This is a genomic window from Archangium sp., from assembly GCF_057119385.1.
The window spans coordinates 1-9,256 of sequence record NZ_DBNGVP010000213.1 but is presented as its reverse complement, the minus strand read 5'-3'; the positions used below and the strand labels follow the sequence as shown (position 1 = coordinate 9,256).

The window sequence follows — 9,256 nt, the reverse complement described above, 5'->3', positions numbered from 1 at the left end:
ACGGCGAGCCCGGTTGGCGCACGCTCTGGCGTGGCTGGGAGAAGCTTCAGCATGCGGAAACCATCTACCGCATGCATCTCCACCGCCTCTCCTCTCCCAAGGCTGATTCTGGGTAAGTATGAGCCCTTTGGGAGAGGGTCAGGGTGAGGGTCTTCCCCTTGTTGTGGCCCGCTGCCGTGCTGCTCCTCCTGGTGGCGGCGTGCGGCGTGGCTCCCGCGCCCTCGCCTCGGATGGAGCGGCAAGCCATCACCGGGGGCGTGCTCGAGCCGGGCTCCCCCGCCGTGGTGGCGATCGTCCCGGTGTCGCCGCTCTGCGGTGAGCCGGACGAGGCCTCTCCGGTCCTGTGCACGGGCACGTTGGTGGCCCCCCGGGTCGTCCTGACCGCGGCACATTGCGTGGAGAGCCCCGACGTCTCGCAGGTACTCTCGGTGGTGTTCTCGCCCGAGCCAGCGCGGGCGCTCCCCTCCGAGCGCGTGCGTGTCCTCGAGGGCCGGCTGCATCCCGCCTTCAACGCCGTGGGGAACGACATCGGTGTACTGATCCTCGCGGAGGACGCGCCCGTCGCGCCGGTGCCGCTGGCGGATGTGTCCCTGCCGGCGGACGTGGTGGGGCGGACCGTGCGGGTGGTGGGATTCGGCCTCGATGACGAGGGCAGGACGGGCAGCCGGCGCAGCGGTTCGGCCCGGGTGACGGCGGTCGAGCCGGGAACCTTCTCCATCGTGGCCTCGCCCGGGATGTCGTGTGGCGGCGACAGTGGCGGTCCGTTGTTCCTGGGGGACGAGGGGGCCGAGCGCCTCGTCGGTGTCACCTCGTATGGAGATCCCTCCTGCACGAGGGGCACCAACATGCGCGTCGATGTGCATGCGGCTTTCCTCCAAGCCATTCTCGACGATGTGGCTCGAGCACCGCCCACGCGGCCGCCTTTCGAGCCCGCCGTGGATGCGTGCTCGGCGCGGTGTCAGGGCCACGCCGACTGCCCGCTCGGGATGGCCTGTGTCACCCGGTCCGATGGGGAGAAGAGTTGCGCGGTGGCGGGGCTCGAGGCCGGCCGCTTCGGCGCGGACTGCTCCGGACCCGAGGGGGATTGGCTGTGCGTGAAGGCGGGTGGGACGTGCCGGTCATGGCTGCCCTGTGAATCGGCCGCACCCGAGGACGAGGAGAGCGAGGGCGGCTGTGCTGTCTCGGGAAGCCGCGGTAGCTCGGGGATGGCGTTCGCCGCGCTGCTCGCATTGGCGGCCTGTCTGAGGAAGTCAGTTCTTTCAGGGGTGCTCCTGCATGAATGCACGGGGCCGCCTCCGGCCGCGCGGCGTGCCGACTGGTCCGATGGTCGGACCAGTTGCTCCCCATCGCGCCCGGAGCCCCCCTCAGACAGGACCTGCTCCTCCTGGCTTAGACTGACGCTCGTGGCGAATGTCTTCCGAGTCCAGGTGGAGGCCTCCAGCTCCCGAGGGGCCGCGCTGGTGTTGGCGCGGGCGCTTCAACTTCCCCTGGAGGCGGCTCGCCAGTTGATGGCCGAGCCTCGTGTCCTGCCCCGGGATTTGGAGGAGTCCGAGGCGCGGCGGCTGGTGGCCTCCCTCCAGCAGCACGGGGTGGCCTGCGAGCCGGTGCCGGTGGCCGGGCGCGGTGGCTCGCTGTGCGGCAGTCACCCCTCCCTGGCCTCGGAGTCGCCCTGCGAGGACTGCCGCGCGCTGGTGTGCGTGCTGTGCAGGGGCCCCGAGGGTCAGCCGCTCTGCGCCCGGTGCCGTGCCGCGCGGGCCCGCCGCACCCGGGCGAAGTGGATGCGCGTCTCCGTGCTGCTCGCCGTCCTGGTGCTCATCGTGCAATGGGGCACCTCGCGCCAGCGCACCCGCGAGCGGCGCCTGACGTGGGCGCGGCCGTTGGAGGTGGCGGTGGTGCTGCTCGCCCACGGCGAGGTGAAGCCCGAGGTGCGCGAGGCCTGGCGCGAGGGCGTGGGGCGGTTGGAGGACTGGCTCGAGCGCGAGGCGGCACGCTACCGCTCGGACCTGGGGCGTCCCGTTCGCTTCGTCCTGGCCGGCCCCCAGCCCGCGGCCGGGTTGGAGCTGTCGCCGCCCGAGGATTCGCTGGTGGCTCGGGCCCGCCATGCGTGGGCGCTGTCCCGGACCCTGTCCGCCGTGGACGAGGCCGCCGGGTTGTCCGCTCGCACGTTGGATGCCCGCATCTACGTGATGCTGGAGCCGCCGGGCGAGGACGGCGCACGCTTCGTGGAGGGCATGGCCGAGGCGGGTGGCTCGGTGGGCCTGGTGCGGGGCCTGCTGGAGGACACGGGGCTCACGCTGGAGCTGACGGCGGTGGCGCACGAGCTCTTCCACTGTCTGGGCGCCGCGGATGCCTATGACGAGCGGGGCCATGCGCGCGTGCCCGAGGGGCTGGCCGAGCCTGGGCTCCAGCCCCTCTACCCCCAGCCCGCCGCGGAAATCATGGTGGGCGAGGTGCCGCTGGGAGAGGCCCAGGGGCGTCTGCCCGAGTCGCTGGAGGAGGTCCGCGTGGGGCCCGCCACGGCGGCGGCCCTGCGCTGGGGCTCGTGAGGCCGCGCAGGATGCACCCTCACGTCACGTGAGGGTCAAGTCCGCGAGCGGCCGAGTTGAAGGACCCGGCTGAGGGCCGCCTGCTGCGTGGCATCGGGAACCCCGGTGAGCTCCGTGCCATCCGGCAGGTGGACCTTGTATTTGTCGTCGGCGGTGAGGCCGTGGGTCACTTCGGAGAAGGACCAGCGATAGCCACTGCCGGTGGGGGTGAGCTGCTCCAGGTGCCGGTCGAACTCCGCTTCGGGGAGCAGCTGGAGCTGCTCCAGCAGCATGAGCAGGGTCAACCCGTAGAAGTGGCCGGGCGTCTCGCGGACCAGCCTCCGCACGATGTTCCAGAGGTGGCTGTCCTCGAGGAAGACGAGCTGGCCGGGACGCATCACGAGCACACCCGAGCGGAGATTCCTGCGCGAGCCGGTCTTCTCCCCGCGCACCGCGGGGAACATGGCCAGGGGGGACGTGGGAGCGCTCAGGGCCTTTTCGCGCAACCCCAACACGGGTAGCTCCCGCAGCGCGAGCACCGCCATCAGGGCCTGGAGCTTGTCCATTCCCGCCAGGAGCGATCTCGGTCCGTCCTCCCGCCGCACGACCAGCCCGTTCCTGGCGAAGAAGGGGTGGGTGGTGGCGTAGCGCAGCGAGTCCAGGGGCAGCTCCTTCACCTGGCCACGGCTCGTGCGCCACACCAGCCTCCGGGGCGTGAGCCAGAACCGTGCCCTCCGCCGCAGGAGTCCCACGAGCAGGGGAATGCCCGCGATCATGAGGACGCCTGAGACCAGGGTCTCGATGCGGTCCAGGCCGAGCCTGGCCGCGGGAAAACCCCAGCACTGGAGCAGGAAGAGCGCGATCGCGCTGCCCCATGTGGAGTCGACGCCCCCCGTCAGGAGCACGGGTTCGGGCTCGCCGGGAACCTGGAGGTGGGAATCGCGTGCCCTCACCTCCAGACGCGCGAGTCCCTCCGCGAAGCTCCACTCCCCCTCCGGCTCCCAGAAGGCCAGCCGTTGGCGCACGCGTCTCTCCAGCGAAGCCCGCAGGCCGCGGAGCTGACGGGTGAGGCGGTGCAGGGGATGGCTGCCGGGCCAGGACTCCTGGCTCAGGCGGTGCTCGACGCGCTCGAGCGCCTGCGCGAGCGGGGCCTCCAGCTCCCGTACCCGCCGCGGCAGCTCGGGGTCTCGCTGGAGGTGCTTCCTCCACCGGAAGGAGGCGAGCGCCTTCAGCAGGGCCGTCTCCTGGGCATGGGCCTGTTCGAGCACCTCCCAGGCTCCCTCGAGCTGGACTCGCACGTCTCCGGGCGAGGCAACGGAGGCCGCGAGTGCGGGACGGGGTGAAGTGCTTGAAGACATGCGGCGCGAGGGAGTCTACCCCAACCCGCTCCGGCTCTCCCGGGCGGCACGCTATGCTTCCCTCTCTGGCGCACCGCTCCCCGGGAGGCGCGTGGGAGGACTGTCATGAAGCGACACGGTTGGATGTGGGGAGCCGTACTGGGCGTGCTGGCCCTGGTGCTGTGGCTCGCCTCGCGCGGTGCTCCCGGGGTGTCCTCTTCTGGCGGCCCGGGGGACTCCCGTGCCGCGCGCACGGGCGCGGGGCCGATGCTCCAGGCCCTCTTCCCGTCCGAGCCTCCCACCACCGGGGACCCGTCCTCGCGCATCCGTGGCACCGTGAGAAACGCTCGGGGACCCGTGGCGGGCGCGCGGGTGCTCGCCTCGGGGGTGGTGGCGGGGGAGTCGCTCTCGGCGCTGCCCTGCCGGCGGGCGGGCGAGGAGGACCCCGAGCAATCCCTGCTCGACTGCGCCTCGTCGTTCCGGCTGTCCGGACTGGTCAACGAGCGCACCGGAGACGCGCCCGTGCTCGCCCGGGCCACCACCGGGGATGACGGCTCCTTCTCGCTGGAGGGCCTGAAGGCGGGCCGCTACGCGCTCTGGGTGGAGAGCCCCGAGGGCGTGGGCCTGCGGCAGGACGTGCCGGCCGGAGCCGAGGGGGTGGAGCTGCTGCTCGGCGAGGGCGTGCGGGTGTCGGGCCTCGTCAGCGACGAGGAGCGCGTGCCCGTGGCGGGGGTGCTCGTCACCGCCATCTTCACGGCCCACAGCCGCTTCTTCGAGGCCGTCACCGACGCCACGGGCCACTACCGCCTGGGCCCCCTGCCCCGGGGCGAGTACGTGCTGCTCGTCTCCCGGGAGGGCTTCCTGCCCATGCATACGACGTTCACCGCCTACGGCCCGGAGCTGGAGCGGAAGTTCATCCTGTACCGTCCCCGCCGCATCTCCGGGCAGGTGCGGGCCGCCGGGGCGCCAGCGGCGGGGGCGAGCGTCATCACCTGGGTGTACGGCGAGGACGCCGAGCGCGAGGTCCTCACGGACGCGGCGGGGCGGTTCACCCTGGAGGGGCTGCTCCCCAGCAGCTTCGAGCTCACCGCCATTCGGGATGGGCTGTGGGCCAGCGCCCGGGTGGACTTCCACACGGAGGACGGGCCGTCCCAATTCCTGGCGGAGCGCACGGACATCCTCCTGGAGCTGGAGCCCGTCGTCGAGGTGACGGGTGTCGTGCGGGACGAGGCGGGGCGTCCCCTCGAGGGCGTGAGCGTCGAGCTGTCCGAGCAGGACGAGGAGGAAGAGGATCCGCTCGCCATCCCCGTGGCCTCGGGGATGACGGACGCGGAGGGGTGCTACCGCGTGGGGCCCGCGAGGCCTGGACGGCTGCGGCTCGAGGTGACGTCCACGAGCCATGTTTCTGAAGAGGACGGCCATACGGCCGTCTTCAAGGCCGGGACGAGCACCGTGGACTTCGTCCTTCAACGCCTCGAGGGCGAGGAGGTGGAGGAGGCCGCGCCCGAGGCGCCGGGCGAACCCCGGCCGCGTCTGGTGGGCGAGGTGGTGGATGAGCTGGGCGCGCCCGTGTCACAAGCCGAGGTGAGTGTCTGGCCCGAGGCCGGCAAGGGGCCGGGACATCAGCTCGACCACACGCGCACGGACGCGAAGGGGCACTTCTCGTTCAGCGCTCCTCCCGAGGGGCGCTACCGGCTCGCCGCGGAGTTCGCGCAGGACGACGTGACGCATACCACCGAGCGGGTGGTGGAGGTGGGCCAGGGCGAGACGCGCGTGCGGCTGCGCTTCGAGCCGGGGCAGGTGCTCTCCGGTGTCGTGGTGGATACGCGCGGCCAGCCCGTCGAGGGCGCCCGGGTCGAGCTCCGCAGCGCCCTGCGTCCGCAGGTCTTCTACCATGGCAGGCCGATCCGGATGTCTCGGGGGAGCCAGCAGACCGGGCCGGATGGCCGCTTCTCCTTCCAGAGCGTCTCGGGGGAGCAGCTGGAGCTGGTGGTGACGAAGGAGGACTCCGTGCTCGCCTGTGCGGAGCAGGAGGACGGACGCATCGCGCTGCCGGTGAAGCCGGGCGAGCGGGAGCGGCGGGTCCTCCTCCTGCGCCAGGCCACCGCCTCCGGACGCTTCGTCCAGAAGGATGGCTCCCCCGTCCCTTCCTTCGTCGTGAGCCACCAGGGGTGGCGTGACGAGGACGGTCACTTCTCCGTGCCCATCCGGTGTACCGGCACGCTCCAACTGGAGTTCACCGTCGGGGACGACGTCGATGTGCCCGGCTTCCGCCGCATGCGGCACTCCGTGTCCGTCCGCGAGGAGGTGGACACGGACCTGGGAACCATCGTCCTCGACGGGACGTGAGCTCCCCTCGCCTGGAGGGGAGCCCGGTGGGGCTCAGGGCTTGCCGCCCGGGGCCTTCTCCGCCTCGTCCGCCATGGCCTGCAGCACCAGCAGCGTGGCGCGCCCGCGCTGGGTGCTCTCCCGCTGGGCCTCCGGATCCAACCGCAGCGCCGCCTCGAGATCCCGGAGCGCCTCGGCCACCTTCCCCTCGCGCAGCAACAGCTCGCTGCGCCCCACCAGCGCATCCACGTTGGCGACGTTGAGCTGGAGCGCCTGCGTGAACGCCTCCATCGCCTCGGGGAAGCGCTGGAGCTGGGCGTACGTGGACGCCAGGTTGCAATGGAAGACGCTGTCATACGGCGACGCGGCCACCAGCCCCTTGAAGATATCCAACGCGGCCTGCAGCCGGCCTTCCGTCAACAGCTTGTGGCCGAGCGAGGCGATCTCATAGAGCCGCTTCTGCGAGAGGCCCAGGTACTGCGCGGGAGTGATCTGCCCGCGGATGAGGCGTTCTCCCCACTCGGTGGTGTTCGGAGTGGGGGCGGCGTTCGGCGTCTGGGGATTCGGGTTCATGGGAGCTCTCCTCCTGAAGAGGTCAGGCGCTGAAGTGGCCGCGGTGGGTGTGGAGGCTCTGACGGAGATCGTTCATGCGCGTGAACGCATCCATCATCTGGCCCATGTCGTCGAAGCACTTGCGCAGGTGCTTCTCGCGCCGGTCGATATAGGGACCCTCCTGGCCCGGCGCGCTCAGGTGCTCGCTGCCCATGTGGCAGCCCCCCATGCCGCCGGACATCTGCGCCAGCTGGGAGAACAGCTGCGACAGGCTTTCGAAGAGCTGCTGGAACTGATGGGCGTACGGCTGCTGGGAGCCGCCAACCGCCGGGTTGTATTCACCCGGGAGGATGGAGCCTCCGGACGCCGGCTGGGCACCGGGGTTCCCCTGGGTGGGAGGCGTGTTTCCGGCCTCGAGCGTCCCGCCCAGCTCGAAGGACTCGCCGCCATTCTTGCTGCCGGTGACCTCGCGGCCCTGGAAGGACCAGTCATCCGTCTCGCGGCCCATGACGAAGACGTCCTTGTTGCCGAAGCTGTTGGCGTGGGCGTAGCCGTCCTGGGTGACGGTGCCCGTCTTGCCCTTGCCCTTGTCGATGTCGGTGATCTGCACGCGGTCGTTGCCGGCGATGATCTCCAGCTTGGAGGTGACCGTCGCGCCGTTGCCGTGGGGAGCGGTGGCGCAGTTGATGCGGGTGCCATCGCCGAGCACGAAGGTGCTGTCGCGCTTGAAGTCCCACTTGCCGCCGTCGCCCTCGGCCACGTGCGGGTCGCCCCAGATCTTGGTGTTCTTGCCGTCCGGACCGTTGATGATCCACTCGTGCTGCTTGGTGGCCTCGATCTTGTAGCCGCCCGGGGTGGTGACGACGCCCTTGTCGTCCGTCTTCAGGCTGCCGGGCGGGTGGCACGAGTCCTGGGGCCGCGGAGGAGACGTGTGGCAGGGCCGGGGAGGCTGCTGGCACCAGTTCGGCGGGGCCCGCTCCGGGCGGAAGCAGTCGCCGCGTCCGGGCCGGTGGCTCGAGCCCAGCGCCTTCAAGGCGTTGGCCATGGTGCGCACCAGCTGCGCCTCCGCCCTGTTCAGGCATCTCTGGCCCGCGAACGGGCTCGGCCCGGGACCCATTCCCATGGGTTTGGTGGTATCGAATTTCACGGCGCTGTCCTTTCCGAGGCGGACGTGGGGTGGATTGTCCGATTCGCGGAGAGGCCTGAGGCTGGGGTGCATCTGGCTCTTCGCGTCCGGTCAGGGTAGGCACGTGGCCCGGACGGGCCATCCACACGGGGGTCGCAGAGGGCCGTCGCCTGGCGGACAGCGGATGTGTCCGGGTCTCAGTTATTCATAGAGATACCCGAGCGCCCGCGTGCCGAGCATGAGACGCCAGGTCCGTCATGGGAAACCTCCCCTTCGTCGCGCGATGATATCCACCCGGGGCCTCCTGGCCGGGGAGGTCCACGCGAGAGGACGATAGGATGAGCAGGATCCGGGTGAGCGCGTTTCGGTGGGTTCCTCCCTTCGCTCAGGGCGTGGTGCGCGAGCTCCGCGTGCGCTGGGCGCTCGAGGAGGCGGGCCTTCCCTACGAGGAGTGGCTGATCGGACCGGAGGACCAGCGGACCGGGCAATATCGTGGCTTCCAGCCTTTCGGCCAGGTGCCGGCCTACGAGGAGGACGGGCTGGTGCTGTTCGAGTCCGGAGCCATCGTGCTGCACATCGCCGAGCGCTCCGAGGCGCTGATGCCGTCCGAGCCGAAGGCCCGGGCGCGCACGAAGACGTGGATGTTCGCGGCGCTGAACACGATGGAGCCGCCGATCCAGAACCTCGCGGAGGTGGACCTGTTCCATGCGGGAGAGGAGTGGGTGACGCAGCGCCGGCCGCAGGTGGTCGCGGCGGTGAGGGCCCGGCTCGCGGAACTGGGGAAGTGGATGGAAGGCCGGGAGTACCTCGAGGAGCGCTTCACCGCGGGGGACCTGCTCATGACGACGGTGCTGCGCATCCTGCGTCACACGGAGCTGGTCGCGGAGGTTCCGGTGCTCGAGGCCTACCGCCTGCGGTGTGAGGCGCGGCCGGCGTTCCAGAAGGCGCTGGCCGACCACATGAAGCCCTTCGCCAGCAACGCGCCGCCCGCCAGTTGATGGGGTTGCGCATGCACCCCCCTCACCCTGGCCCTCTCCCAGAGGGAGAGGGGAGGGCTGCGGGGAGGACGACGGTGAGGGTGGTGCCCACGCCCTCGCGGCTCTCGGCGCGCAGCGTGCCGCCCAGGCTCGTGACGATGGCGTGGCTCACCGACAGCCCCAGGCCCGTGCTCGCCGGCCGCGTGGTGAAGAAGGGCTCGAAGAGGCGCGCCAGCACCTCGGGTGGCATGCCCACGCCCGTGTCCTGCACCTCCACCACCGCTTCGCCCGCCGGGCCCGTGTACGCGGACACCCGCAGCACGTTGCGCGGGGCGTCCAGCTCGTTCATCGCCTGCACCGCGTTGAGCAGCACGCTCACGAACACCTGCACCAGCCGCGCCTCGTCGCCCT

Annotated in this window: 7 protein-coding genes; 3 read left to right on the top strand and 4 right to left on the bottom strand. The window is 71.2% G+C overall.

All coding sequences use genetic code 11. The features are described 5' to 3' along the window. Positions 1 to 143: 143 nt before the first annotated feature. Positions 144 to 2,546 carry a S1 family peptidase gene (locus tag AC16DP_RS48685; RefSeq protein WP_329731167.1) on the top strand — a complete coding sequence of 801 codons (2,403 nt, stop codon included), beginning with the start codon at positions 144 to 146 and terminating at the stop codon, positions 2,544 to 2,546. A gap of 35 nt (positions 2,547 to 2,581) precedes the next feature. On the opposite strand, the gene AC16DP_RS48680 is transcribed toward AC16DP_RS48685, so the two are convergent. Then, positions 2,582 to 3,823, bottom strand: a complete 1,242-nt coding sequence (locus AC16DP_RS48680; RefSeq protein WP_483957103.1) for a hypothetical protein — start codon at positions 3,821 to 3,823, stop codon at positions 2,582 to 2,584. Between the two features lie 165 nt (positions 3,824 to 3,988). Between AC16DP_RS48680 and AC16DP_RS48675 the strand changes: the two genes are divergently transcribed. Then, a complete protein-coding gene (locus AC16DP_RS48675) occupies positions 3,989 to 6,211 on the top strand; it encodes a carboxypeptidase regulatory-like domain-containing protein (protein ID WP_329731169.1) in 2,223 nt (740 codons plus the stop codon). Positions 6,212 to 6,244: 33 nt separating this feature from the next. Here AC16DP_RS48675 and AC16DP_RS48670 read toward each other — a convergent pair whose 3' ends face one another. Next, positions 6,245 to 6,763: a tetratricopeptide repeat protein gene (locus AC16DP_RS48670; protein ID WP_329731170.1), complete on the bottom strand. Its 519-nt coding sequence runs from the start codon at positions 6,761 to 6,763 to the stop codon at positions 6,245 to 6,247. Positions 6,764 to 6,785: 22 nt separating this feature from the next. Then, a complete protein-coding gene (locus AC16DP_RS48665) occupies positions 6,786 to 7,787 on the bottom strand; it encodes a DUF1521 domain-containing protein (protein ID WP_329731171.1) in 1,002 nt (333 codons plus the stop codon). A gap of 419 nt (positions 7,788 to 8,206) precedes the next feature. Between AC16DP_RS48665 and AC16DP_RS48660 the strand changes: the two genes are divergently transcribed. Further along, positions 8,207 to 8,866: a glutathione S-transferase family protein gene (locus AC16DP_RS48660; RefSeq protein ID WP_329731172.1), complete on the top strand. Its 660-nt coding sequence runs from the start codon at positions 8,207 to 8,209 to the stop codon at positions 8,864 to 8,866. 22 nt (positions 8,867 to 8,888) lie between these two features. Here AC16DP_RS48660 and AC16DP_RS48655 read toward each other — a convergent pair. Then, positions 8,889 to 9,256 (bottom strand): sensor histidine kinase (locus AC16DP_RS48655; protein ID WP_483957102.1); only part of this gene is annotated, 368 nt, incomplete at its 5' end.

Bases quoted from the DNA above. Each gene is read 5' to 3' on its own strand.
- AC16DP_RS48665 (WP_329731171.1), bottom strand. From the start codon at position 7,787: ATGGCCAACGCCTTGAAGGCGCTGGGCTCGAGCCACCGGCCCGGACGC.
- AC16DP_RS48675 (WP_329731169.1), top strand. From the start codon at position 3,989: ATGAAGCGACACGGTTGGATGTGGGGAGCCGTACTGGGCGTGCTGGCC.
- AC16DP_RS48670 (WP_329731170.1), bottom strand. From the start codon at position 6,763: ATGAACCCGAATCCCCAGACGCCGAACGCCGCCCCCACTCCGAACACC.
- AC16DP_RS48660 (WP_329731172.1), top strand. From the start codon at position 8,207: ATGAGCAGGATCCGGGTGAGCGCGTTTCGGTGGGTTCCTCCCTTCGCT.